The sequence below is a fragment of the Paenibacillus sp. RS8 genome, from assembly GCF_041956825.1.
In the GTDB taxonomy this organism is placed as follows: domain Bacteria; phylum Bacillota; class Bacilli; order Paenibacillales; family Paenibacillaceae; genus Paenibacillus_AQ.
On the sequence record NZ_CP168131.1, the window covers coordinates 5,380,332 to 5,403,573 of the forward strand.

The 23,242-nt window shown below is 42.6% G+C and carries 25 protein-coding genes; 4 read left to right on the forward strand and 21 right to left on the reverse strand.

Annotated elements, in window-relative coordinates; all coding sequences use genetic code 11:
• Positions 1-16: 16 nt before the first annotated feature.
• The 18 genes from ACDZ28_RS25415 to ACDZ28_RS25500 form a co-directional block, all read right to left on the reverse strand.
• Positions 17-739, reverse strand: coding sequence for a response regulator transcription factor (locus tag ACDZ28_RS25415; protein WP_052414627.1), 723 nt, complete (start codon positions 737-739; stop codon positions 17-19).
• A 114-nt stretch (positions 740-853) separates the two neighbouring features.
• Positions 854-1,894: a ThiF family adenylyltransferase gene (locus ACDZ28_RS25420; protein ID WP_375103089.1), complete on the reverse strand. Its 1,041-nt coding sequence runs from the start codon at positions 1,892-1,894 to the stop codon at positions 854-856.
• 72 nt (positions 1,895-1,966) lie between these two features.
• Positions 1,967-3,520: an ABC-F family ATP-binding cassette domain-containing protein gene (locus tag ACDZ28_RS25425; protein ID WP_375103090.1), complete on the reverse strand. Its 1,554-nt coding sequence runs from the start codon at positions 3,518-3,520 to the stop codon at positions 1,967-1,969.
• A gap of 234 nt (positions 3,521-3,754) precedes the next feature.
• Positions 3,755-5,257 (reverse strand): serine/threonine-protein kinase, encoded by a 1,503-nt coding sequence (locus ACDZ28_RS25430; protein ID WP_339286803.1) that lies wholly within the window; start codon positions 5,255-5,257, stop codon positions 3,755-3,757.
• Between the two features lie 119 nt (positions 5,258-5,376).
• Positions 5,377-6,444 carry an SAM-dependent methyltransferase gene (locus ACDZ28_RS25435; protein WP_042128309.1) on the reverse strand — a complete coding sequence of 356 codons (1,068 nt, stop codon included), beginning with the start codon at positions 6,442-6,444 and terminating at the stop codon, positions 5,377-5,379.
• On the reverse strand, positions 6,441-7,223 hold the full coding sequence (locus tag ACDZ28_RS25440; protein ID WP_042128310.1) for an ABC transporter ATP-binding protein: 783 nt from the start codon (positions 7,221-7,223) through the stop codon (positions 6,441-6,443). Before ACDZ28_RS25440 ends, ACDZ28_RS25435 begins: the two co-directional genes overlap by 4 nt.
• Complete coding sequence (locus ACDZ28_RS25445; RefSeq protein WP_042128312.1) at positions 7,223-7,546, reverse strand: thioredoxin family protein; 324 nt, start codon at positions 7,544-7,546, stop codon at positions 7,223-7,225. Before ACDZ28_RS25445 ends, ACDZ28_RS25440 begins: the two co-directional genes overlap by 1 nt.
• Positions 7,543-7,887, reverse strand: coding sequence for a cyclic-phosphate processing receiver domain-containing protein (locus tag ACDZ28_RS25450; protein ID WP_076118716.1), 345 nt, complete (start codon positions 7,885-7,887; stop codon positions 7,543-7,545). Before ACDZ28_RS25450 ends, ACDZ28_RS25445 begins: the two co-directional genes overlap by 4 nt.
• Positions 7,888-7,889: 2 nt before the next feature.
• Complete coding sequence (locus ACDZ28_RS25455) at positions 7,890-8,747, reverse strand: deoxyribonuclease IV (RefSeq protein WP_042128316.1); 858 nt, start codon at positions 8,745-8,747, stop codon at positions 7,890-7,892.
• Positions 8,737-9,552: an Fpg/Nei family DNA glycosylase gene (locus ACDZ28_RS25460; protein ID WP_076118718.1), complete on the reverse strand. Its 816-nt coding sequence runs from the start codon at positions 9,550-9,552 to the stop codon at positions 8,737-8,739. The genes ACDZ28_RS25455 and ACDZ28_RS25460 overlap by 11 nt, the downstream gene beginning before the upstream one ends.
• Before the next feature lie 46 nt (positions 9,553-9,598).
• Positions 9,599-10,387 (reverse strand): HAD-IIA family hydrolase, encoded by a 789-nt coding sequence (locus tag ACDZ28_RS25465; RefSeq protein WP_375103091.1) that lies wholly within the window; start codon positions 10,385-10,387, stop codon positions 9,599-9,601.
• A 284-nt stretch (positions 10,388-10,671) separates the two neighbouring features.
• Positions 10,672-11,619: a ribonuclease Z gene (gene rnz, locus ACDZ28_RS25470; RefSeq protein ID WP_042128323.1), complete on the reverse strand. Its 948-nt coding sequence runs from the start codon at positions 11,617-11,619 to the stop codon at positions 10,672-10,674.
• A 144-nt stretch (positions 11,620-11,763) separates the two neighbouring features.
• A complete protein-coding gene (metH, locus tag ACDZ28_RS25475; protein WP_375105415.1) occupies positions 11,764-15,141 on the reverse strand; it encodes a methionine synthase in 3,378 nt (1,125 codons plus the stop codon).
• 178 nt (positions 15,142-15,319) lie between these two features.
• Positions 15,320-15,751, reverse strand: a complete 432-nt coding sequence (locus tag ACDZ28_RS25480; RefSeq protein ID WP_042128328.1) for a FixH family protein — start codon at positions 15,749-15,751, stop codon at positions 15,320-15,322.
• Between the two features lie 262 nt (positions 15,752-16,013).
• The gene (locus tag ACDZ28_RS25485; protein WP_042128330.1) at positions 16,014-16,799 is read right to left on the reverse strand and encodes an HAD family hydrolase; all 786 of its coding nucleotides are present in this window, start codon (positions 16,797-16,799) and stop codon (positions 16,014-16,016) included.
• Positions 16,800-16,832: 33 nt separating this feature from the next.
• The gene (locus ACDZ28_RS25490; protein WP_042128332.1) at positions 16,833-17,360 is read right to left on the reverse strand and encodes a hypothetical protein; all 528 of its coding nucleotides are present in this window, start codon (positions 17,358-17,360) and stop codon (positions 16,833-16,835) included.
• A gap of 49 nt (positions 17,361-17,409) precedes the next feature.
• Complete coding sequence (locus tag ACDZ28_RS25495; RefSeq protein ID WP_042128334.1) at positions 17,410-17,619, reverse strand: DUF896 domain-containing protein; 210 nt, start codon at positions 17,617-17,619, stop codon at positions 17,410-17,412.
• A 109-nt stretch (positions 17,620-17,728) separates the two neighbouring features.
• Positions 17,729-18,142 (reverse strand): LysM peptidoglycan-binding domain-containing protein, encoded by a 414-nt coding sequence (locus ACDZ28_RS25500; protein WP_042128336.1) that lies wholly within the window; start codon positions 18,140-18,142, stop codon positions 17,729-17,731.
• Between the two features lie 295 nt (positions 18,143-18,437).
• Between ACDZ28_RS25500 and lexA the strand changes: the two genes are divergently transcribed.
• The 4 genes from lexA to ACDZ28_RS25520 all read left to right on the forward strand — a co-directional run bounded on the left by lexA (position 18,438) and on the right by ACDZ28_RS25520 (position 20,979).
• Positions 18,438-19,064 carry a transcriptional repressor LexA gene (lexA, locus tag ACDZ28_RS25505; protein ID WP_042188849.1) on the forward strand — a complete coding sequence of 209 codons (627 nt, stop codon included), beginning with the start codon at positions 18,438-18,440 and terminating at the stop codon, positions 19,062-19,064.
• A 249-nt stretch (positions 19,065-19,313) separates the two neighbouring features.
• Positions 19,314-19,652 (forward strand): L,D-transpeptidase, encoded by a 339-nt coding sequence (locus ACDZ28_RS25510; RefSeq protein ID WP_042128339.1) that lies wholly within the window; start codon positions 19,314-19,316, stop codon positions 19,650-19,652.
• Positions 19,653-19,799: 147 nt separating this feature from the next.
• Complete coding sequence (locus ACDZ28_RS25515) at positions 19,800-20,180, forward strand: hypothetical protein (RefSeq protein ID WP_375103092.1); 381 nt, start codon at positions 19,800-19,802, stop codon at positions 20,178-20,180.
• Between the two features lie 220 nt (positions 20,181-20,400).
• Positions 20,401-20,979 carry a hypothetical protein gene (locus tag ACDZ28_RS25520; RefSeq protein ID WP_375103093.1) on the forward strand — a complete coding sequence of 193 codons (579 nt, stop codon included), beginning with the start codon at positions 20,401-20,403 and terminating at the stop codon, positions 20,977-20,979.
• Here the strand turns inward: ACDZ28_RS25520 and ACDZ28_RS25525 are convergent, their stop codons facing one another.
• From ACDZ28_RS25525 to ACDZ28_RS25535, 3 genes are all read right to left on the reverse strand, one after another.
• On the reverse strand, positions 20,980-21,756 hold the full coding sequence (locus ACDZ28_RS25525; RefSeq protein WP_375103094.1) for a class I SAM-dependent methyltransferase: 777 nt from the start codon (positions 21,754-21,756) through the stop codon (positions 20,980-20,982).
• A 163-nt stretch (positions 21,757-21,919) separates the two neighbouring features.
• The gene (locus ACDZ28_RS25530) at positions 21,920-22,699 is read right to left on the reverse strand and encodes an MBL fold metallo-hydrolase (RefSeq protein WP_375105416.1); all 780 of its coding nucleotides are present in this window, start codon (positions 22,697-22,699) and stop codon (positions 21,920-21,922) included.
• Positions 22,699-23,199, reverse strand: a complete 501-nt coding sequence (locus tag ACDZ28_RS25535) for a cupin domain-containing protein (RefSeq protein ID WP_375103095.1) — start codon at positions 23,197-23,199, stop codon at positions 22,699-22,701. Before ACDZ28_RS25535 ends, ACDZ28_RS25530 begins: the two co-directional genes overlap by 1 nt.
• Between the last annotated feature and the right edge of the window lie 43 nt (positions 23,200-23,242).

Sequence of the window (23,242 nt, forward strand, 5' to 3'; positions counted from 1 at the left end):
TAATAGAGAAAAAGTCTCAGGATGTGGTGCTGCCTTCGGGCGCCCTCATTACATATCCTGTTCCGCGAACAGTATGAATTAACTTGTTCCGGTGACCTTTATCAACTTTCAAACGGATATGTCTAATGTAAACATCAACAACATTCGTATCTGCGTGAAATTGGTAACCCCATACTTCCTTAAGTATCTCGACACGGGAACATATCATTCCCTGATTTGCAGCGAGATAATACAATAGATCAAATTCCTTGGGCGTCATCTTTAACTCGATCCCTTCGCGACTTACAAATCTGCGACTGGGATCGAGCATTAAACCATCGACTCTCAGCAGTTGATTTAAATTTCGACGCCGTCCAGTAAGGGTTAATAAATTTAGAATTCTGTACTTGAATTCACCGGTATGTAAAGGCTTGGTCATATATTCATTACCCCCGGCTGAGAATGCCGAAACCGCCCCAGTTCCAGATTCAGATTGTTCACCGGAAATCACCATTACCGGGAGTATCATCCCCTCTGCTCTTACAGCGGAAATAATATCCCAGCCTTCCCAAGTCCCCACCTCGTATAACTCAGCAAGCAGCAGTACCGGTTCTACTTTTGATATGGTTAAGCGGAGATCCTCGGGATCTTCGCTTTTTGTTGCTTCAAGTCCAATATCTTGTAGCACACTTTGAATAACGACTCGATCTTCTTCGCTACTAGAGCTATCAGCCATATACCATATTATTTGCTCAATCACAAAGCTCCCCCATATCTATATGACTTGCAATAGCAACACTGCGGTACTTATAGAATTCCCGGAAAACAAAAAGACCATTCCTTAGAAATGGTCTGAACCCTATTTAGCGCTTCTTTATCCGAAATATCGATGATAAAAACTTCTAGCAGCAGCAATATCTTTAGTCCCATGAATTAAGGCTCTGCCATCCGCAAAAATAACCATTCGATAAGGCCCTTCTATAAAAGAAACCAGATAAGCATTGCTGTCCACGCTTCCGCTTCCTAAACGAGACAAACGATTCGCAGTTTCCTGCAAGTTAAGCTTCTGTGGTCTCGAAGGACGGATTTGTACGGTATCTCTCCCGCAAAGGACATCGCTTCGCTCGGTATTTGCTGCCGTAAGATAGGGATAAATCGGATGACTCCCACAAGAAGGGCAGTTTTCCTTTTTGGCAGCCTTCACTCCAATCTCATGATGTTCATTCCGCCACACATCGAACGTTAATAATTTGTTTCTTAATTGTGTTTTACGCTTTCCCAGTAGCTTTAGCGCCTCTGTAGTAGCATTTGCCGTAACTAATTGTACAGCTTGCGGAAGGATTCCTACAGTATCACAGGTGTCCCCCCCTATAGGTACTGTCCCTAAGAGACAATGGAGACATGGGGTTTCTCCTGGCAAAATCGTATATGTTATTCCATAACTGCCTACACATGCACTATAGATCCATGGAATACCGTGTTTTTGTGCCATATCATTAATAATGAGCCGAGTATCAAAATTATCCGTACCGTCCATGATTAGATCAACCCCAGAAATGAGCCCTTCCAGCTCCTCTGCACGGACATCAATAACGTGGGATTCAATAACAACCTCAGAATTAATCTGTTGAAGTTTTCTCAGCGCAGCGGCAGCCTTAGGCATCCGTTCTAGTGCATCTGCCTCGGTATAGAGCTGTTGCCTTTGAAGGTTACTCCACTCTACATAGTCACGGTCAGCTAAAATAATCCTCCCGACCCCGCAGCGTACCAGCGTCTCTGCAATTCCGGTACCAAGCGCACCCGCTCCTACTACTAATACACTAGACTGCGCGAGCCCTTGTTGTCCTTCTTCACCAAATGGCGTAAACCGCACCTGACGAGAATAACGGTCTTCACGCCCCTCTGTATGGATCAATCGATTCCCCTCCCTGTATCCAAAAACCGGAGAACAGCAGATAGTCTGCTATTCCCCGGAAAGATGTTGATTCTATACTTGTACAGCTGACCACTGCTCTACATCCCAAATTTTCGTAACCCAATCTTCATAGAACTCAGGTTCATGGGAGACCAGCAGGACTGTACCCTTATATTCTTGCAGTGCCCGCTTCAGCTCAGCTTTGGCAATCACATCAAGGTGATTTGTAGGTTCATCGAACAGTACCCAGTTGCTCTCACGCATCAGCAGCTTACAAAGACGTACCTTAGCTTGTTCGCCACCACTCAGCATACTAAGCGGTCGTGTAATATGCTCATTTTTCAGACCGCAACGAGCTAGATGTCCACGCACTTCATTCTGAGTTAGACTAGAAAATTCATTCCATACATCCTCAATAGGTGTAAGATTAGCTGCTTTCACTTCTTGTTGGAAGTATGCTGAATTCAGATAATCTCCAAGATAGGTTTTACCGCTGTATGTTGGAATTACTCCGAGAATGGTCTTTAATAACGTCGATTTACCCACACCATTGCAACCAACGATAGCGATTTTCTCTCCACGTTCAATGGTCATATTCAGCATAGGTAGCAACGGAAGGTCGTAGCCAATCTCGAAATCAATGCCTTCAAAGACTGTTTTGCCACTGGCACGACTCTCTTTAAACTTAAAGGTCGGCTTAGCAGCTTCTTCTGGGCGATCAATTCGATCCATACGATCTAATTGCTTCTCACGGCTCTTCGCCCGACCAGATGTGGAGGCACGGGCTTTGTTACGCTGAATGAAATCTTCTTGCTTCTTAATGAAATCCTGTTGTTTTTCATAAGCATCTATATGTTGAATCTTGTTCATCTCAGCCATATCCAGGAATTTCTCATAATTTGCAGTATAACGAGTAAGTTTGCCGAACTCCAGGTGATAGACCACATTTACGACTTTATTCATGAATTCCGTATCATGGGAGATCAAAATAAATGCATATGGATACTGCTTCAAATAGTTAGTTAACCAGTCGATGTGCTCAACATCCAAATAGTTGGTAGGCTCATCCAGCAACAGTACGTTTGGTTTCTCAAGCAGTAGCTTCGCCAACAGGACTTTTGTGCGCTGGCCCCCACTTAAAGAAGCGACATCACGGTCAAGTCCAATGACGGATAAGCCTAGGCCATTCGCCATTTCCTCCACTTTCACATCAATTAAATAAAAATCCCCGATGTCCAGCTGCTCCTGGATGTCCCCCATTTGCTCAAGTAAAACCTCTAACTCTTCAGGAGAAGCGTCCCCCATCTGCTCAGTGATCTTCAGCATTTCCTGTTCCAGCTCTAAAAGCGGCAAGAAAGCGTCCTTCAATACATCACGGATGGTTTTACCTGGTGTTAAGATGGTATGCTGATCCAAATAGCCATAACGGACACGAGGTGTCCACTCTACTCTTCCACTATCTTTCAACAGTTTCCCTGTCAAAATATTCATAAGCGTTGATTTCCCTACGCCATTTGCTCCTACAATTCCTACATGCTCTCCAGGTAACAACCGGAAAGAAACATTCTTAAACAACGTCCGATCCCCAAAATTGTGGGAAACGTCTTCTACACTAAGTAAACTCATAAATTCTCAGCAAGCTCCTATCTATACTTAAATAATGCGTAAACAAGCAAAAATGCCTTCGGCGTCTCCATAGGACGGTAAGCGTTTATACGAGAAATCTAAGAATAAAGTATAGTGTAAAACGTATACTTTATTATATTTTTAAAACACGTATAAATATATATTTTAACACACTTTAGCGCAACACTGAATTAAAAGTTCGTTGAGTGAGCCGTTAAAACATACAGAACCCCTTCATTTAGCATTTTTTTTGAAAAAAACACGACTTTTCACCTTAATAGGCGCATCTAATAATCCCTCAATTATTTCATTAATGACATCCGCCAACTTCCCCTTGGGCTTGAATGGATCTTGTTGAAAAGGAAGTCCATAAACTTTGGCTGTCCCAATAGCGCTTTGTAGCAGCTGTGTAGAGGAGTGTTCAGCGAGCGGTAATCCCACTCTCCAATTCGGTTCAGCCTGTATTCCCTTTCGCCTAATCCATAGAAGCAACTCTTCGATTCTCCAATCTGCACCTGAGGCAATTAAAAGCGGAAGATCGCTATGTTTAAACTCTTCAAGAGCCCCTCCATATTCGCCAGTGCCCAGGTCCAACACCACAAATTGATAGTTTCCACTCAGTAGATCAGCCATTTCCCTGTCAACAGAACGATTCCAATAATGTACTCCTTTCCATGAAAAAGCAGATTGTTCGTCAGTATATGGGACAGTTGCAATCTGTGCATATAACAAACTACGAATGCGATCAAAAATCGATGAATTCATAGAACAATCAACCCATGCAGTAGACCCCTTCTGTGCAAGTAAGCTACTCACAGCAAATGAAGTATGTGTTGTTCCAAGACCTGAAGCTACTCCGAGTAAAGCGATAACGATCGATTTTCCCTTTTCTAGCGGAAACGGGACTACTGCTGTTAGATCATTTTCACGGTCCATTTCGGATTCCACACGATCTAACGCCTTAAGAACTGCTCCTGCATTCTGATATCGCTCCTCTGGGAGATGTCTTAATAAGCGTCTTATGATTGGAATAATGCCTGCTGGCATGTAATTATATAGCCGATCCTCCATCCCGTACTCCCAATGGCTACATTGCCCTCCAGTTGCCATATAGAGAATTAATGCTCCGAGCCCGTATAAATCGGATACCGGCTGACTTTGCCCGCTTCCATATTGCTCAGGTGCCGCGAAGCCAACTGTACCAAGCTTAACCGTATCTTCGGAGATACCGTGCTTGTAGCTTCGAGCGACCCCAAAGTCAATTAACATCAGTTCTTTTTGCAGCGTCAACATGATATTTGAAGGCTTGAGATCACGATAAATAATCGGTGGATGATGATCATGTAGGTACTGAAGAACCTCTAATAGCTGTCTAGCCACTTTAACGATGAAGTTACATGGCAAAGGTCCGGGATTGTCCTTCATTAACTGATTTAAGCTCACGCCTTCAATATAGTCCATGATTAAATAGGAATACCCTTCTCGATCTGGAAGATAGAAATCGACAATCCGAGGCAGACGTGGGTGGTCTAGAGTGATTAACATATCGGCTTCTGCTTGGATATCAGAATGAAGCTCATCTAAGCACAAGCTTTCTTTTACAGCCCATCGTTTACCCTTTAGGCGCAAATCATCCGCAAGATAAACAATACTCATCCCACCTGATCCAATCAGATCCGTAATTCTGTATCTGTCATTAATAACCTGTCCAATCTTAAGCTTTGTCTCAAAATACAATTTAAATCCCCCTTTTTCGTAAAAAAAAGAGAAAGCTTCCGCCATTAACGTCTTACCGCAAAATACGGTCACGTTAATAACGGGATGCTTTCCCTTAGAAATTTAGAATTTTGTTTGATTTAGTACTTAATCATATAAAGCGTAATTTCATCACGATTATGGAATAGCTGCTTGGCACGCTGAATCTGCATCCGCTCTCCTTCAAACATCGCAATAATTTCCTTGATCATCGCTAGCGGCTTCTTATGCATCAGTTTTACGGTCACAATAGCTGTCCCACCCGGCGACAGGCTGTGTAGCAGCCCAGTTACAAGCTTCGCCATCAGCTTAGGACTCCAGCTCATATCGCAAACGAGCAGATCAAATTCATTATCGCGGAATTTCACTTCTCCAGCGTTTTTACGAAGGATCTTCAAACCCGGATAATTACGTAGGGATTCATGCATTAATGCAGGGTCAACCGCCGTAACCTTCATTCCACGTTCCAGCAAGAAAGAAGTCCACCCTCCTGGAGAAGCGCCAATATCTAACGCATTACGGAAGCTGTAAAAAGGGATATCAAACTCCTTCTCAGCTTCCATAAGCTTGAACTTAGCGCGTGAGATTTGTCCATCTTCCTTACGAAAACGGATGGCGCCGCCATTCCAGCTAGATAAATTCGCTTCTGGTCTGGATACACCTGCATATAAGGCATTCCCGTCAGCGTAGACAGAAATGACCCAGGCTGGATCTTGCACTGTAAATTCTGCGCCTAAGCTCTGCAACTGCTCTTGGAGCCATTCACGAAGTTCTCCCGGACTGTCCTGCCAGAAGGAAGGATCCCCCTTACGAACGTTCAGGGATACTTTCTCCCCTTCCAGCTCGCTGCGTCGACTTAAATAGACTGCCAAACGCTGTAGTGCCTCCATGGTTCCTTCATCCTGAAACTCAACAGGCTGTATATGACGCAGGAAAATAGGCAGGTTCTGAGTGAGTAGGCGCGTTACTTCCTCCGGTTCACATTGCAATGTAGCCAAAAAGATTTCTCCCGGCAACAGCAAAGTACTCTTCACAGCACCGAATAAACGGCGAAGCTCTTCTTGCGCATAAGGCGCAAAGCCGTGATTAGCTGTACAAATATATCGGGAATACACTACTTCTTCCGGAGCGATGGTCTGCTCTTCGGTATCTTGTCTAAAATCGTTCAAATCGTTTTGCCTCCAGGTCTAATTTTAATCCAGGGACGACCGCTATCCCATTCAACATCAACAGGAATATCATAAGTGGCCAAGATCATTTCTTTCGTTAATACTTCTTCTTTCAGTCCAGATCCAGCTAGCTTACCCTCACGAATTAATGCAACATGCGTGAAAAGCGGGACAATTTCTTCCACATGGTGAGTTACGTACACTACAGAAACATTACGCTGTCTCAGCTTATCTATTTCAGCCAGCATTTTTTCCCTTTCATATAGATCAAGGCCCGCACAAGGCTCGTCCATAATTAATAGCTTAGGGTCAGCCATAAGACATCTTGCCAGCATGGCTTTTTTACGTTCTCCCTGTGACAAGGTCCCAAAGGGATGAAATGCCATATTGCCTAGATTCATATCTTCAAGCATACTGATTGCTTTCTCTTTTACTTCGGTAGGGATCGTCTCGTAAAAACGCAAATAAGCGTAAGCCCCTGTAGCTACGACCTCCCACACCGGATCATTTAAAGACATCTTTTCCATCAAGGAAGGACCGATATAACCAATTTCTTTACGAACCTCACGTACATCACATTGCCCATATTTATAACCCAGCACTTCTACAGTCCCTTTGCTAGGAAACAGGTAACCTGTCACAATCTCTAGAATTGTTGTTTTACCAGAACCGTTCCGGCCCAAAATGACCCAGTTCTCACCTTCCTTAACTTCTAGCGACACATCATCCAAGATTAAGCTTTCTTCCCTACGAAGAGATAAATGTTGTAATGAAATGATTATGATATAACACCCCTTATGTATTCCAGCACCCGCTCAACTGAAACCATTGAATAATAAATATTCGGATCATCTGTCCGGTCTGCAGAAACCACTAGTAGCGCAGGTACGCTGGTTATACGATAATGTCTTACAAGATTGGGGAGCATATTCACATTGCCTGCAACCATCTGGAGTTCAGGGGGTAAAAGATGGGCCGCCACTTCTAACATTCGTTCAGCAGCCTTACAAGTACCGCACAATGGAGTGTGTAAAAATACTACAAGTGGTTCTCCAGCGCTCTTGAGCGCGTCCAGTAATTCTACTTCCTGCATTTCCTTCATTTCAATTCCGTCTCCTTGGAGATATCACGAAGCTTATCAGAACTTAGGGGGCCATTTACCAAAAGCATCCCCTCAGGTTTTGCCGTGTATAAGATCTCAAACATTTCTCTTCGCCCCCATAGACTGGAAGTGTGCAAATAAATTTCTCGGGGATATAGTCCTTCCAGTACGATCCGTCTAGCAACTTCTCCACCCGAATAATCATCCGGCCCCATATCGTAATCCAGTGATAAAATATCCACCTCACACTCACGCAGCATCAGAAGACATTCTTCCGTCGTACGAGCCAGAGCGAACCCTTTCGGTACCTTTCGAAGATCATCCATATAGATATGAATCACAATTACGCCTCCGCTTCAAACCAACCACGCACAGTAGCAATTTCTTTTCGATGACTGCCATCCGCACCCTTCTCAGTTTCCATGACAACAGCTGAGCTTCGTAAAAGCTCGGAGGACAATAAGCTTTTCAGCCCTTGCTCTCCAATATGTCCTTGTCCGATTCCAGCATGCCTGTCACGTCTTGAGTCGAAAGGAAACTTAGAATCATTTAAATGAACCGCAACAAGATGTGGCCAAAATCCGAGTTGCTCTCCTCGTTCAAGGAAGTCTTCCGTTCGCTCAGGGTTCCAGATACCGGCTGCGTAAGCGTGACAGGTGTCCAAACAGAATCCTATGTTCTCCGGAAATTGGCTGAGCTCTCGAACTTTCACGAGTTCTTCAAGTGTAATTCCTTCCGTTCCATGGTTGCCTGCTTGATTCTCAATTAGGAGCTTAGCACGGCCATCCCAGGACTGCAGCACTTCATTCATACATTGTATAATATTTTGATAGCCTTGTAACGGCTCCATTCCACCAAAATGTCCAAAATGTACAACGATGCCTAATGAACCACAAGCTTCTGCAATCTCCAAATCATTTAAGAGAGAAGCTACATAAACCTTTCGCGGAGTAACATCCTCTATACCAGCCGCCATGTTAATCCCATAAGGTGTGTGCGCAATCGAATCGATCCCTTTTTCCTGACAATAGTGCGCACAATCCCTCGTATCTCGGACATCCACCTGTTTAAGTTTCAAACTACGCGGATTTTTAGGAAAATATTGAAAACATGTTGCACCGCTCTCCCAAGCAAATCGGGCAGCTCTCCCATATCCACCGCGAATGCTAACATGAGCCCCTATTTTGGGACTATTCTTCATGCTGACAGTCTGGGCAATAAAATACTTTGCGTCCAGTCTGCTCTGTTTTAATAATGGTTCCCCCATCACGAAGGCAAGGTTCGCCTTCACGATCATACACTTTACATTGATTATTATATGATCCTGTAACTGTATCCCCAGTCATAAAAGGCATTTCCATGTACCCACCAATTTCAGTAGCCTCAGTCAGTACTTTTTGGATGCTCTCATAAAGGCGGGCTATAGAATCCGATGTTAAATTCTGAACTTGTGCAGAAGGTAAAAGTCTAGCTTCGAAAGCAATCTCATCGGCATAGCAATTTCCGACTCCAGCCATCACATGCTGATTCACCAGCAGGCTTTTGAGCGCACCACGCCGTCCCTTTAATAATCCTGTGAATCGTTCCAGTGTCATTCGACGATCCAACAGCTCAGGTCCAAGCTTACCCATTGTGGCTTCGCTTTCCTTAACGGACAGCAAATGTAGATACCCTAAGCGAAGTCCTATGAAGTAAAGGATATGATCACCAAATGCGATTTCAACCTGTGTGTTACGATCCGGACGTTCTTCCTCTGTACCATAAAAAAGCAGTCCACCTAGCATCAAATGTAAAAGTAGTCTTCGTCCATCATGAAGGTGAAACAAAATATACTTGGCACGCCGCTCAACAAAAACAACACGTGCGCCGATCAATGCTTTTCTAAAAGCGTCTGTTTCCATGTTAATTGACTTTTCTCTGTTCACGATCACATCAGATATTGGCACATTTATAATATGCTGACTTAGCAGCTTTCTATAATTCTCCATTTCCGGCAGTTCCGGCATAGCTCATCGTCCCCTCTAAGTTGGTGAAGTAATAAGATCCTAGCTATTATACACCGAGAAACGTTTTAAGTTCAGTTAAATCGGCACAAATTTCATCCGGTGAGATCCCGGTAAGATTTTTATAGTGGTCAAGATTGTCGGCATTTGTTAATCCTGTAAATACAAGAACTGTCCTACAGCCCGCATTTACTCCAGCAGCTATATCAGTTCGCATATTATCACCGACAACCACTGCATGTTCAGGCTCGATACCAAGAAGATCTGTCGCGAATTTGATTAGATGAGATTCCGGCTTGCCAATTACTACCGGACTCACACCGCTAGCAGCCTCAATGGCTGCACCAATGGTACCTGCCCCCGGCATGACGCCATCATCTGATGGCAGCATTAAATCCGGGTTGGTGAGTACAAACTTTGCGCCTCCCAGAATCCAACGCGAAGCTTGTGAGAGCGACGTATAGTTGAAGGAACGATCAATACCTTGCAGTACATAGTCAGGTGAGTCTGTCACGATGCGAAGCCCCGCTTCGTTACAGGCCTCACGCAAACCCTCTTCTCCAAGTATCGCCACTGCAGCCCCAGGTGATTCCTCAGCTATGTAACGCGCGGCCGCCATTGATGAGGTACATACCTCCTCAGCTTTCGCATCGATTCCCATTCCACATAAGTGAGCAGCCACATTAGCCGCTGTGCGCGATGAATTGTTGGTAACAAATAGAAAAGGAATGCCTGCGTCACGTAATCCTTTAATCAGTAAATCAGCACCGGGAATCATTTTATGCCCATGATATAACGTACCGTCAAGATCAATCAATAACCCTTTAATCTGTTCCATTATAAATCCCTCTATTTCCATAAGAAATTTAATTAATGTGGTAAATAAATAATGATATTAATAAGCGATAAACCTAAGCCCAGCTTGAATTTGGAATGGTTCATTATCCTTTGGGTTTGGTCGTATTGCCCGCTGGTATTCGGCAAGATTTCCTGCCATTCGTACGTCTTCCACGCTGTGATCACTTTAAATCTAACACACTTCGTCGAAAGAAATCGAACGAGAGTCTCAGCCAGCATTTTTTAGCATAGGACTGTCATTTCCTGCGCTTTCCCGGAAAATAATCATTTCCCCAATTGCCCGTTTTGTCTTCGATAAATTGGATATGTGCTGAATTCTTCAGCTAACAATGTCTCTGGAAAAACGAGCTCAGCTTCTTCCAGCAAAGGAATCAACTCCTCAGACGAGCTGTACCGAGAGCTGAAATGAGTGAGCAATAGTTGACCTGCATTGGCTTCCTTTGCTAGCTCTGCAGCTTGACGTGCTGTACTGTGATGGTACTGATAAGCCATTTCTGCCAGATCATGCCCAAAGGTTGCTTCATGAACGATAAGGTCTGCATCAAGTGAGAGTTCTAAAGCTCCAGAACAAGGTCTTGTGTCACCTAAGATCGTAATAATACGCCCTCTTTTAGGCTCTCTGACAACATCAGCCGCGCAGATACGAATACCTTCGTCCGTTATAACATCTTCACCTTTTTTTAATTTTCCATATATCGGTCCAGGTTTCAAACCATAACTCTTAAGTAATTCCGTATTGAGGCTCCCAGGACTATCCTTTTCCGTTACCCGGTAACCATAGCTGTCAATACGATGCTCTAATAATGCCGCCTCCACTTTAAAGCCATCATCCTCGAATACCGTTCCTCCGGTATGCTCGACAATCTCAATTTTGTATGGAATACGAGATTGACTCACAGCTAAGGATATATCTAAGTATGCTTTCAATCCAGGTGGTCCGTAAACCGTTAACGGCGAGGTCCCTCCCTGATAACCACGACTCGATAACAAACCTGGAAGGCCAAATAGATGATCTCCGTGCAAGTGAGTAATAAATAGCTTTTCCAGTTTTCCTAGGCGAATCGGTGAACGAAGAACCTGATGCTGAGTTCCTTCTCCGCAATCGAACATCCAAATACTACGGCGTTCTTCCAGTAGTCTTAATGCAATCGACGTTACATTGCGCTGCAGAGTCGGTACCCCTGCATTCGTACCCAAAAAATATAATTCCATCCTTTTTCCTCCCCTCTTCTTATTGGCTGAACCCTCTCATGTCTATTCTAAACGTCCTTCTTCCAGCAAAAAACCCCCCAGTTACGGGAGGTTCCGCTGATAGGGATACAATCCCCTTACAGACCGGGTGAATAAATGACAGAATTACAGCTTCTCTACATTAAAATACTGCGCTTCTGGATGGGCGAATACCATTGCCGACACAGAAGCCTCGGGTTCCATCATAAAGCCTTCTGTAAGGTGGACACCGATATCTTCGGGGGATAATAGCTTAAAGAGTGGTCCCTGATCTTCCAGATCCGGACATGCAGGATAACCAAAGGATACACGAATCCCTTGATACCTTGCTCCATGTCTTTGTTTCATGGTCATATCCGCAGGATCTGGGAAGCCCCATGTATCACGCATCATGTGATGAACACGCTCCGCTAACCCTTCCGCTACTTCTAGTGCAACAGACTGCAAGGCATGTGAGCGTAGATAATCACCATTCTCCTTAAGTGCTGTAGAGAGCTCACGAACACCGTGTCCCGCAGTCACCACGAGGAATCCAACATAGTCCATAATCCCACTGTCGACCGACTTCAAAAAGTCCGCTAGACAGAGATAAGGCTCAACACCTTGTCTTGGGAAAGTAAAAGTATGCAGAATCTCGGCCGTATTCTGTGGATTATACACGATGATATTGTTACCACTTGATTGTGCCGGGAAGAATTGATACATCGCATGTGGAGTAATCGTACCTTCCAGCATTGCTTGATGTAGAATATCATCTACAGTACCTTTCAACTCAACAGTCCGCTCGTCACCAGCAGCTAACTGCGCCTCTACAGAACCACGTAGACCCAGATGATGACCGAGCAACATTTGCATATTCACATAAGGGATAATATGCCCCAATGGATAATTACGAATTACATGACGCTCTAAGTCTGGCGGAACAAATACAGGTGCATCTGGTGAAATTTTGGAGCGAACTGCTCTAGTTAACTTAGGAAGCTCTTGTTTAGGAGCAACTGCTACTGCAGATTCCGCTTCTACTCGAATTTCCTCGGCAATTTTCTCCCGTTCAACAGGGTTCATAAGCCGATTAGCAATATCTAGGCCATCCATAGCATCCTTAGCATACAGTACTAAACCATCATACTCCGGACGTATACGTGTTTTGGTGAACTTTCGCGTCAGGGCAGCACCGCCTACCATAATAGGTACATCAATCCCAGCCGTACGTAAGTCTTGTGCCGTCAGCACCATCTGCTGTGCCGATTTTACGAGTAACCCAGACAATCCAATCGCGTCAGCTTTTTCACGACGAAACGCTTCGATAATGGACTCAGGTGGTACTTTTATACCCAAATTAATGATCTGATAACCATTATTCGATAAGATGATCTCCACTAAGTTCTTGCCTATATCATGTACGTCGCCCTTTACAGTAGCAAGCATGATCTTACCTTTTACCGATGTCTCATCCTTCTTCATAAACTGTTCCAAATGACCAACTGAAGCCTTCATTACTTCAGCACTTTGCAGCACCTCAGCAACAATCAGTTCATTGTTATTAAACAACCGTCCAACCTCTGACATCCCAGCCATTAGCGGTCCATTGATGATTTCCAAAGGTCCTGATTTAGTAAGCGCCTCATTAAGGTCAGGAATGAGACCTTCTTTAGTACCCTCAACCACATAAGAAGCCAGACGCTCTTCTAGCGAAAGATTAGAAATTTTCTCTTTTTTCTCAACCTTCTTTCCTCGGAAGGCGGCTACAAAAGCAGCAAGTGTGTCGTCATTCGTATTATAAATCAATTCTTCAGCAAGACGACGGTCTTCAGCAGGGATAGAAGCATAACGCTCTACCTTCTCGGTGTTTACGATCGCATAATCCAAACCGGCCTTAGTGCACTCATAAAGGAATACTGAGTTCAACATTTCACGTCCTGCTTCCGGTAATCCAAAAGAAACATTGCTGATCCCCAAGATCGTGTGAACACCTGGAAGGGCTTCTTTGATCAACCGAATTCCATCAATGGTTTCTTTGGCAGAGCCAATATATTGTTCGTCTCCGGTTCCTACAGGGAATACCAACGTGTCGAAAATAAGATCTTCTCCAGCTAATCCGTATTTATTCACAAGTAAGTCGTAGGAGCGTTTAGCCACTTCCAGTTTGTCTGTAGCCTTGATTGCTTGTCCTGTCTCATCAATCGTTCCTACAACGATAGCTGCACCATACTTATGAATCAAAGGAGTAACCAGCTCGAATTTTTCTTCACCATCTTCAAGGTTAATGGAGTTAATTATAGCCTTACCTTGACAGTACTGTAGTGCCAGATCAATAACCTTAGGATCGGTAGTATCGATCATTAGAGGAACTTTAACCTTCTTTACAACTAATTCTAAAAAAAGTTTAATATCTTCAATCTCATCACGGTCCGGATCTTGCACGCAGACGTCAATGACTTGTGCACCGCTCTTCACCTGTGCACGGGCAATTTCTGAAGCTTCCTCATATTTGCCTTCGACGATAAGACGTTTAAATTTACGCGAACCTAATACATTCGTACGTTCACCCACCATGTATGGTCGGTTGTCGTTCTCGATATAGATAGGCTCAATACCTGAAAGTGCCGGTGGATGATTCCCTGTAAGCGGTCGTGGAGGAAATTGTGAGAGTGCCTCCGACATAGCACGGATATGTTCCGGTGTCGTTCCGCAGCAACCCCCTGCAATGTTAAGCCATCCTTTTTCTGCAAACGCAGCAATTTTACGCGCAAGAGAATCAGGAGATTCATGATAATGTCCATTCTCGTCTGGCAACCCAGCGTTCGGATAACAACTCACAGCCGCTGAAGAGATTGCAGAAAGCGAACGAATATGATCCCGCATGAACTCAGGGCCCGTCGCACAGTTCAGACCAATAGAGATAGGCTTGAGATGTTCTAAAGAAATATAGAAGGCTTCGATGTTCTGACCGGCAAGCGTGGTACCCATCGGCTCTATCGTCCCCGAAATCATTACTGGCAATTTGATGCCTGTCTTCTCAAACGCATTACGTATGCCTATACTTCCAGCCTTCACGTTCAAAGTATCCTGAGAGGTCTCTAGCAGTAACGCATCCACTTGACCATCAATCAATGCCACTGCCTGTTCCTCGTAGCTATCAACGAGCTCTTGGAAAGTGACGCCGCCTGTAACAGAGAGCGTCTTTGTTGTAGGACCCATTGCGCCTACGACATATCGAGGACGATCAGGTGTATCATATTTATCAACGGCATTGCGAGCTAGCTTCGCTGCAACCAGATTAATTTCGCGTGCCCGTTGCGGAATATCATATTCGGCAAGTACAACAGACGTTGCACCAAAGGTATTCGTTTCTATGAGATCAGCACCTGCTTCGAGATACTGCTCATGAATCGTCTGAATCACTTCTGGACGGGTTAATACTAGCATTTCATTACAACCGTCCAATTCTTCCCCACCAAAATCCTCACCTGTCAGAGGCACCTGTTGGATCATTGTGCCCATTGCACCGTCTAGAATTAATATTCTTTGTTGTAAGCTTTCCTCAAGTGTATATTTAGCCAACGTATAGTCCCCCCAGTAAAACATTAGAGTAAGTTTAGCAGAATAAAGGAATTTCGGAAAGCCTTCCTTTCCACTCTGCATTATCTGTAATTATAGGATATCATTACTATTCTTTTAATTATGGTTTCACAGAGAGTTCCTTATTAGGCATAGAATGCTGAGTTCTAGCAGTTACGTGTGATGTAACAATATATTGTCCTTCTTTCTCAAGTGTTCCTTCTGCTTGATAGACTCCATCACCAACTAGCTTCCCTTTAAGTTCAATTTTCTGTTCATTATCATTTTTACTCACAATTTCGAATAGAACCTCTTTCGCATCATCCACCGCCAAGTTATCTTGCGTCACCACAGCCTCAAAGGTCACCTTCTGATTTACAACAACCTCTTCAGGACTCCAATGTAACTCAACTTTGATAGGTTCCATAGACATGTCCATGTTCATGTTCATATTATGTATTCCAGAATGTTTGGTTTGGTCTGATGAACATCCTCCCAGAACTAAAAGTGTTGCACCTAATAATAAAGGAACGATTGTTCTTGAAATCTTCATATAGAGTCCTCCCAGCCGATTTGAGTACTAAGAATCTACCAATTCATGTTATACATTCTCCATCTATTATACACATTATTATTGGTTTTTCAGTATTTCATATCAATTCAGCTTAACTCTTGTGACTAAAATCATATACTAGATAATTTCATCAATTTTTAAAAAGCAATATGTAGATATAAAGAAAGACAGTAAGCCTCCTAGTAACCCAGGAACTTACTGCCTTCTTAAGGCTCAATTATTCAAAGCCTCTAACTCTAATTTATAAAGATTGAACTAATGAAAGAAGCTCTCCAAGATGTTTGATTTCATAATCCGGCTGAATTTCCGGATCCGGCTGTTTGCCTTTTCTATTAATCCAAACCGTAGTCAAACCTGTTGCCAACCCACCACGAATATCCGTTGTAAGCTTATCACCGACCATAACCCCTTGCTCAGGTGCAATATCTAGAAGCTCTAGAGCATGCAGAAAAATATCCTTATCCGGCTTTCCTTTGCCGAAGCTTCCGGAAATTACGATATGATCAAAGAAAGGAACGATTTCAGGTACACCATCTAGTTTCTCTTGTTGCAATGCAGGGCATCCGTTAGTCAAAAGCAATAACTTCACTTTTCCCTTCAGTTCTTCGAGCACCTGAATTGTTTCTTCATAGATGTAAGGCCGATTTCTACGCTCTGCTGCAAATTTGGCTGCTAATGTCTCAGCAAGAACTTCGTCCTCTACACCAAGTGCTGCAAGACCACGACGCCACGCCTCTTTACGGTATCCCGGTGCAAGCTGCTCCAATTGACGGAATTCCGGTTGTTCACCTGCAGTAAAGTTCCCCCAAAGTGCTTCAAACGGATTAATCCCAATCATTTTTGTAAATGGGTTCGTTTCGTATGATTCATATAGTGCTATGGCTTCTTTACGCACCGCAAGTTCCAGTTCTTGTGGATCAATCGTATCCCCAGCGGCTTCACATGCAGAACGAAATGCTTCATTGACGCTCCGATCATCCCAGAGCAGTGTATCATCAAGGTCAAATAGTACAGCGGAAATTGGCATTACAGGTCTCCCTCTCCCATGGCTGGTTAATTTCTATTCGTGAACTACTTCAATTTGGTGAGCTTTTGCGAATGCTTCCAGTCGAGTCCCCATCGCAGTTGTATCATAACGATTCATAAGTCTGGTAAAAATCCATTTCGTGCGTTTGCCTTTATGCTTAATAACAACAGCTCCACGCGAAAGGATAATTTTCTCAATATCAGAAGCTGGTAAATAGCGTTCGCGATTGAATTTTATAGTGGATAGTCTAGCATTCTCCACCTTCAAATACGGACGTCGGAAAAACAGAAGTGCTGCTAGTAAGTAGTACAAAACGACTCCTAGCCAATTCATCAGCATACCATTGCCTTTGGCCTGATCTACCGAACCAATCATCCAAAACATAGTACCAAGCACTAATAACACTACTGGAAATGCAATGTTACGGCCTTTAAAGGTTTCACTGTTCTTGCCAGGAGATTTGGATTTTGATGCGTAAATCGTTTCCTTCCCCTGTTTCTTTCTTTGCTTGTTAATTTGCTGTGTGTTACGTTGAACCATTCTTTCCCAAGAACGGGCCATATGCGTTCCCCCTAGTCATCCAGTAGTATCTATGAAAAGGAACAGGGTGTTAATGCTTAAGCCCCTTGTTACCTTGTTCATGCTCATCATTATCGACCAATTCAATCGTATTCAATTGTGCTCGGAAGTTATTGCGAATATTCCCCAAATAGATTTCACGAAGCTTGGCGCGTTCCGCCGTTTCCTCTTGATTAAGGCCTACGCTCTTCTGTTTGCGTGCCAATTCGTTAATACGCGCGACCAACTCATCAATGTTCAAAACTTTCCCTCCCCATATAAATTAATTCTAACTCTGCCATGAGAAAAAGAGCTTGTCAAGGTTTACTCCCTGCAAGCTCTTTATGTCCTTCTATTATGTTCTTAGAATATTAATAAATAGGTAAACTGAGAATATCTCCAGCATTAATCTGACTGCCTTTAATGCCATTAGATTTTTTAATTCCTTCTATATATACAGCCGTCTTCATATCCGATGGTTTATTCTCAAGAGCAATACTCCAAAGTGTATCTCCGCGTTCAACCACTACGCGCTTCTCATCCTTCATTAAAGTAGTAGATCCTGCAAATACATTACCTACTACTGTGAGTCCTGATAGTACGAGCACAATGATCAATGTAAGTTTAATAACAAAATCTCTCCGGAACAAACGCATCAATCCTTCAAGCAAAAGCGCTGTAATCTCTTTAATCTGAGCTGAATAACGGGTAACAGGATTATGTCCTAAAGATTCAACCACGGGGGCTTTATCGTAGATGCTACGGTATGTACTGTATTTTAACATGAATATCATCCTCCAAACACTTGTTCTTACTTTTGAAATTATAATAACACGAACATGTGTTTTGTTCAATACTATTTCAGAACAATTGTTCTCTTTTTTTTGAAAAGAGTAAATCACCCTATCATCTATAAAAAGAATCCAGCTGATCATTGTTTTAAAGTTCGCTTTATCAATACGAGACTACCATTTATTAACTCTTTCGAATTAATATTTATAATAGTTAGAACTTATGTTTGTGCGAACGGTAGTTCTATGTTATAATTTTCCCAAACATTACTATATGGGGTTGATTCCAATGTCAAAGATTTCAAGTCGCCAGCTGGCGATCCTGGAATTTATACGTAGCGAAGTCCGCAGCAAGGGTTATCCTCCTTCCGTTCGGGAGATTGGAGAAGCTGTTGGTCTTGCTTCCAGCTCCACAGTTCACGGTCATTTGGATCGGCTAGAGAAGAAGGGACTTATCCGTCGAGATCCAACGAAGCCTCGTGCAATAGAATTGCTTGGCCAAGAGGATTCCGAGAATGTCCATCATTTCGCACAAACCGTCGCACGCATTCCTGTCGTAGGTAAGGTTACCGCCGGGGTTCCTATCACTGCTACTGAGAATATTGAAGACTACTTCCCGCTTCCAACTCACTATGTTGGAGATAACAAAGTATTTATGTTATCGGTTCAAGGTGACAGTATGGTCGAAGCTGGGATAATGAATGGTGACTATGTTATTGTCCGTCAACAACAGACAGCTGATAACGGAGATATCGTTGTAGCTATGACCGAAGAAGATGAAGCTACCGTTAAGACCTTTTATAAAGAACGTGATCATATACGTCTTCAGCCGGAGAATCCGGCGTACGAGCCTCTTCGCCTTAATCGCGTGACCATTCTCGGCAGAGTTATCGGATTATTTCGAGATATCCACTAAGTATGCACTCCTACCAAGCCAAAACGGATACCGTCCATTAAAGGACGGTATCCGTTTCTACGAGAAGCATAAAGATACTGTTTACTGTAATATCAAAGGCTGTTCCACAAATGTGGAACAGCTTTTTTTTGTTTTCTAACTCAAATCATCCATACTAGAACACGCGTTCGCATACGCTAAAATGGCCATTTTCTATTAATAACCGTTTAGGCTTTCTGCTCATATCCTATTAGAAAGGAGTGTTGCGCAATGCCAAATTACCGAATTATTGTAGATCTGACCCAGCGTATGCTGTATCTTCTTGATAACAACATTGTGATCAGAGGTTTCCCCGTCGGAATCGGTAAAATGTTAACCCAATCACCCTTGGGTGACTTCACTATTATTAACAAAGAACCCGATCCAGGTGGTCCATTTGGGGTCTTTTGGATGGGTCTATCTAAGCCTCACTATGGAATACATGGAAATAATGATCCCTCCTCGATAGGTCACGAAGTTTCCCACGGTTGTATTCGGATGTACAATGCGGATGTGCTAGCACTAGCTGCGATTGTTCCGATTGGAACACAAGTAACGATCAGGAATTAAATCTATCCATAAATAAACACACTTCACTCATGGTTCAATGAATGGGGTGTGTTTGTATTTAAGTATTTTTGATGGCGTAATAGGAATTATGTGGTTATATGTCGAATAATGTTAACAGGATTTCAAATAGAAAGGAAGTGTCTGGTTTTGAACAACTCCAAAATTAGAACCCTCGTCGATTTTAAAGTCGATGCACTTGTTAAACTCTCAGGATTATTGTTAAATAACGATCAAGCTAGTGGAAAAAAAGTAAATCTACTCACCTCATTTGGCAGTATTCAAGGGACGATCTCCCCTTCCGCCTCCAATAAAGAGGATGTTTTTGACTTAAAATCTCTAATGGATGATGTCATTGTAGATGAATACATATCTTATTTAGGTGCGGAACATCCCGATAAAAATTTCAGCTATAACTTTGTAGTCCTCAATGATGTTTCTGTAAGACCCTATGCTAACTTTGAATCATCGATCGAATACAAACAGCTAATTGTGTATACCGATCAAATTACGGCATTCAATTTCTTATAATTTTGACATATTTACATTAATAACTCTAATCTAAGCACTCAGTAACTGCCCAAGCATGCATAAAAGGCGGATCTCTGGGTGCTTTTTTTTGCTAATGCTGTAATTGTTCCTATATTTCAACGAATTTCACTTTTAGCAGATACTAGTCGAGAAGATTTAGGCATATCTTTCATTAAGTAATAAATCTTGTTCTGCAGAGATAACTAGGAGGTGTGATTCCATGCTGATTTTCTTGATGTACATATTTGGTATTATAGGAATTGTATTAATTCTTAGTGCCGGTTTTCTAGAATTGAAAAAGCTATCTACTTCTTCAGATCTTTCAAAGCTGTTAAACGCAATCTCATCCTTTAACATCATATTCACCAAAACGTTCATTCCACCCAATCAATCTCACTTGATCGCCCTTAACGAATCCTATAAGAAAATAGCCATAGGCAGTAGCGATCCGAAAACACGTAAAAAAGCTATAGCAAAACTGTATTCCTTCGATAATGTAATGGGATCAGAGATTGTTGTTAACGCGCTAACCCATTCAAAAGTATCCAAAAGACAACAAAGCAGCAAAGCAACCGCTTCAAGTGCGAATATTAATGTGCTTAATAGCGCTGACGAAGAGGCTAGTGTTATTGAGGAACTTACGCTTAAAATATATATGAACAGCAGTGAAATGCCTGTGTATAGTATCTCCTTCTTGCCAGGCTTATTGCCCATTAAACAATCCGACAATCAGTATAAAGAAGCTTACTCCCAAGTACAGCAGTTGCATGCATTTTTCAGGACGATCGTATCCGAATAATTATCTGATTTTTTCCGCAATAAAATGTGTGAAAATCGCTATGTCTTTATATGGTGATTCACTGCCTAATTTAAGCTCCAGCTCCACCATGTGTTTATTCCAATCTTCATCCATTTTCACTTCATTTTCTGCTATGTAACCATAGATATTATGTATTCCGTAAGTGCATCTAACCTCGTATCCGCAATTCTCAAACCATTCCGCCAATTGATCATTCGTATAGATCGTAATTTCTGTTTGAATAATGCCACTATATTCTCGCATATTTCCAATGCTATCCAGAGCTCCCTGAGGATCTTTATTCATAATGGCTTTCTTCATCACCTTGGCCACAGGATTATGAGCGATCAGAGAGAGCATTCCATTTGCAGATTGTTTTTTACTAATGTCTATTAACATTTCTTTGGGATGTTCAAGATATTCAAGCACGTTGTGGCAAAATATCCAGTCATAACGCTCCCCCAACACGTCTGAATCCTGTAACGTAGTTACGCTATAAGAAATACCGAGACCTTCTTTCATCGCAGACTCTTGAGCCTTCGCTATCATCTCCGTCGTCGGATCTATTCCGGTTACTGTGTACCCCTTTCTGGCAAATTCATGACTAGTTATCCCAAACCCACAGCCGATATCTAAAATCGATGGCTTCTTTTCTAAAAGGATGTGATTTTCAATTTGATGCCAGGCGGTCAGGTAGAACAATCTCCCCCAAGGCATTTGGATATAATTCGAATAGGAACGCATCGATTTTGCAAAGGCTTCAGTTGTTGGTAACATTACTCCACTACCTCTTTCCTCTCAATTAATATCTCTATTTCCAACAGATGAAATCTACAAGCTCACAAGCTACAAAAAACGGTCCTCTTTGAGGCCGTTTTACTGTTTTTAAAAACCATCAACGTATTTCTATTTCTACATCAACAGAACATCTATCTTTTTATTAGAATTGCAAGCTAAACCCATTAAACCGATGAATCCCCGTACCATGTGCGACAAGTCCCTGCTCACGCAAAGCACGAACCGCCTGCTTTACTTCATGCAAAATAGATGGATCTAGACCTAACGTATTATGAGAGCCGAATACTTGGGTCACCTTTGGAATGTGCGCAATCTTTTCTAAAGAAGCCACTAAATCTTCCGGACTAGTCGAAGGATAAAATGCATAAACAGGTGTAACATCATACAATAAATCCCCTGTAAACAGATACCCTTTGGCATGATCAAAGACGCTTATATGGCCTGGTGAATGACCCGGTGTGTGGTAAATTTCTAATTTACGCCCTCCTATGTCAAGCACATCTCCCTCTTGCAATAGAGCTGTCGGTTTACCCTGAAATGGTGTGTATGTACTAGGATCAAAGGATTCAGGTGGAGTTAGCGTAAGGTCTCTGCTCATATCTTTTCTGATCTGTGCAAGGGACAAGCCTTGTATTCCATTCGTCAGCCAATCCTCATCCTCTTTATGAACATAGATCGTATCGAATTGTCCATGACTGCCGATATGATCTGCATGCACATGTGTGGTGATAACAGCAATAGGTAAATCCGTTAACTGATCTGTGATTCTTTTTATATTATCGATGCCTAAGCCTGTATCAATCAATACAGCTTGTTCTTTTCCTAACAGCAAAAATGAATGCACCTTTTCCCAATGACCATATTCACTTATCGCATACGTTGTCGGGTCAATTTCCGTAACTGTGAACCATCGATCTTCCATCAAGTGCGATCCTCCAACCCGTTCCATTTCTCCCGGACCTGTTCTTCACCTTTATAATAATCCGCCTGATCATCCGCTTGATAGATCTCTTGATATGGGAGAATGTTGATTTTACCTGAGTCAGGATATTCGCAAACATCTATGCCCTGATTTGTTCGAAGATCAAGATACCTGCAGGGTGCTTCCGTATGATTATAAAGTTGATGCGCACCTTCCGGTCCCATTTCAAAAAAAATCACATCGCCTTCACTAACCTCAGTAAAACCTTCAGGAGTTCTTAACATTGCTTTTCCTGCTAAGATCACAAATATCTCTTCAGCATTTCTATGAAAATGATAAGGAAAGGAATATTTATCTGGATCTAGCGATCTAATGTCGAAAACAAGATGTTTAGAATTAGCAACCTCAGCTAGCCTCTCACTTGTATGCCAAGCAAACTCAGGGATCGGAGATAACTTTTGTTTAAAAGAAACTGTATTTTCATTAAAAATCTTCACCATTATTAAGCCCCCTTATCCTCAAAAACTGTGCATACCATATCAT

What these genes read in the sequence shown, in the direction of transcription:
- ACDZ28_RS25425 (WP_375103090.1), bottom strand. Translation starts at nt 3,520, where the DNA reads ATGAGTTTACTTAGTGTAGAAGACGTTTCCCACAATTTTGGGGATCGG.
- ACDZ28_RS25445 (WP_042128312.1), bottom strand. Translation starts at nt 7,546, where the DNA reads ATGAAGGAAATGCAGGAAGTAGAATTACTGGACGCGCTCAAGAGCGCT.
- ACDZ28_RS25455 (WP_042128316.1), bottom strand. Translation starts at nt 8,747, where the DNA reads ATGAAGAATAGTCCCAAAATAGGGGCTCATGTTAGCATTCGCGGTGGA.
- ACDZ28_RS25460 (WP_076118718.1), bottom strand. Translation starts at nt 9,552, where the DNA reads ATGCCGGAACTGCCGGAAATGGAGAATTATAGAAAGCTGCTAAGTCAG.
- ACDZ28_RS25465 (WP_375103091.1), bottom strand. Translation starts at nt 10,387, where the DNA reads ATGGAACAGATTAAAGGGTTATTGATTGATCTTGACGGTACGTTATAT.
- rnz (WP_042128323.1), bottom strand. Translation starts at nt 11,619, where the DNA reads ATGGAATTATATTTTTTGGGTACGAATGCAGGGGTACCGACTCTGCAG.
- metH (WP_375105415.1), bottom strand. Translation starts at nt 15,141, where the DNA reads ATGGGCACAATGATCCAACAGGTGCCTCTGACAGGTGAGGATTTTGGT.
- ACDZ28_RS25480 (WP_042128328.1), bottom strand. Translation starts at nt 15,751, where the DNA reads ATGAAGATTTCAAGAACAATCGTTCCTTTATTATTAGGTGCAACACTT.
- ACDZ28_RS25485 (WP_042128330.1), bottom strand. Translation starts at nt 16,799, where the DNA reads ATGCCAATTTCCGCTGTACTATTTGACCTTGATGATACACTGCTCTGG.
- ACDZ28_RS25490 (WP_042128332.1), bottom strand. Translation starts at nt 17,360, where the DNA reads ATGGCCCGTTCTTGGGAAAGAATGGTTCAACGTAACACACAGCAAATT.
- ACDZ28_RS25500 (WP_042128336.1), bottom strand. Translation starts at nt 18,142, where the DNA reads ATGTTAAAATACAGTACATACCGTAGCATCTACGATAAAGCCCCCGTG.
- lexA (WP_042188849.1), top strand. Translation starts at nt 18,438, where the DNA reads ATGTCAAAGATTTCAAGTCGCCAGCTGGCGATCCTGGAATTTATACGT.
- ACDZ28_RS25510 (WP_042128339.1), top strand. Translation starts at nt 19,314, where the DNA reads ATGCCAAATTACCGAATTATTGTAGATCTGACCCAGCGTATGCTGTAT.
- ACDZ28_RS25520 (WP_375103093.1), top strand. Translation starts at nt 20,401, where the DNA reads ATGCTGATTTTCTTGATGTACATATTTGGTATTATAGGAATTGTATTA.
- ACDZ28_RS25525 (WP_375103094.1), bottom strand. Translation starts at nt 21,756, where the DNA reads ATGTTACCAACAACTGAAGCCTTTGCAAAATCGATGCGTTCCTATTCG.
- ACDZ28_RS25530 (WP_375105416.1), bottom strand. Translation starts at nt 22,699, where the DNA reads ATGGAAGATCGATGGTTCACAGTTACGGAAATTGACCCGACAACGTAT.
- ACDZ28_RS25535 (WP_375103095.1), bottom strand. Translation starts at nt 23,199, where the DNA reads ATGGTGAAGATTTTTAATGAAAATACAGTTTCTTTTAAACAAAAGTTA.